The organism is Pseudomonas sp. S60 (assembly GCF_016647865.1).
Lineage (GTDB): Bacteria > Pseudomonadota > Gammaproteobacteria > Pseudomonadales > Pseudomonadaceae > Aquipseudomonas > Aquipseudomonas parafulva.
The window spans coordinates 1-1,645 of the sequence record NZ_JACVVH010000100.1; the positions used below are offsets into that span (position 1 = coordinate 1).

At 58.0% G+C, this 1,645-nt stretch carries 1 protein-coding gene; it reads left to right on the top strand.

The genetic code is table 11. The features are described 5' to 3' along the window. Positions 1 to 1,645 (top strand): immunoglobulin-like domain-containing protein (locus IAE33_RS24325; protein ID WP_328804922.1); only part of this gene is annotated, 1,645 nt, incomplete at both ends.

Genomic DNA, 1,645 nt, shown 5'->3' on the forward strand with positions numbered 1-1,645 from the left:
CCTGGTCGTGACCCTGAGCAACAACGCCCAGGTCACCATCAAGGCTGGCCAAACCAGCGTGTCGTATGAGCACGCGGCGCAGGGCGACGACGTCTACAAGGACTCGGGCGACATAAGTCTCGGCATCAAGTCTGCAGTGGACATCGACGGTCGCACCTTCGAAAACCTGCAGTTGGGCGGCGATGCGTCGGTAAAAGTCACCGACACCATCGACGAAGTGGTCGCAAAACTCACCGCCAGCGACTCGGTCAGCGAAGGCGGCCAGATCACCTACACCGTGACGCTGACCAACAAAGATGGTCTGCCGATCAACAATCACGGCGCCCTGACCTTCACCCTGGACGATGGCAAAACCACCATCACCATCCCGGCGAATGGCACCACCGGCTCGGTCACTGTGACTGCCCCGGACAACGTCTATGTCGGTGCGAACGATCCGGTCGTGAAGTCGATTGCTTCGGTAGCGGGCGCTGACGTTGGCAAGTTCGAACAACTGACCCTGGATAAAACCCCGGTCAGCACCACTGTCACCGATGAGCCAGGCTCGGGTACTCCAGGCACGGGCAACCAAGGCGATCTGGTGCAGGTGACTATCACCGCCGACCAAACTTCGGTCGCCGAGAACGTCAAACCGACGTTCACCGTCCACGTGAACACTGCGTTGGCACATGACTTGGTTGTGACCCTGAGCAACAACGCTCAAGTCACCATCAAGGCTGGCGACACCAGTGTTCAGTACACCCATGACGCACAAGGCGACGACGTTTATAAAGACTCGGGCGACATCAGCCTGGGTATCAAGTCGGCTGTGGATATCGACGGCCGTACCTTCGAGAACTTGCAGCTCGGTGGCGATGCGTCGGTAAAAGTCACTGACACCATCGACGAAGTGGTTGCGAAACTCACCGCCAGCGACTCGGTCAGCGAAGGCGGACAGATCACCTACACCGTAACCCTCACCAACAAAGATGGCTTGCCGATCAACAGCCATGCCGAACTGTATTTCCATCTTAAAGACGGCACTACAGTCGTGGTTCCGGCAAACAGCACCGTGGGTTCGGCAACCGCGACAGCGCCGGATAACGTGTATGTCGGCGCTAACCCGCCAGTGCAGAACGCCATCGAATCGGTAAGCGGTGCGGATGTCTGGAAGTTTGAACAACTGACGCTCGACAAGACGCCGGTCAGCACCACCGTCACTGACGAACCAGGCTCGGGCACTCCAGGCACCGGTAACCAGGGCGATCTGGTGCAGGTGACCATTACCGCTGACCAGACTTCGGTCGCGGAAAACGTCAAACCAACCTTCACCGTCCATGTGAACACTGCACTGGCTCATGACCTGGTCGTGACCCTGAGCAACAATGCTCAGGTCACCATCAAGGCCGGCCAAACCAGTGCTTCGTATGAGCATGCGGCGCAGGGCGATGACGTTTACAAAGACTCCGGCGAAATCAGCCTGGGCATTAAGTCTGCAGTGGACATCGACGGTCGCACCTTCGAAAACCTGCAACTGGGTGGCGATGCGTCGGTAAAAGTTACCGATACCATCGACGAAGTAGTCGCCAAGTTGACCGCGACCTCTTCGGTCACCGAAGGCGGCGACATCACCTACACCGTGACGCTGACCAACAAAGATGGTCTG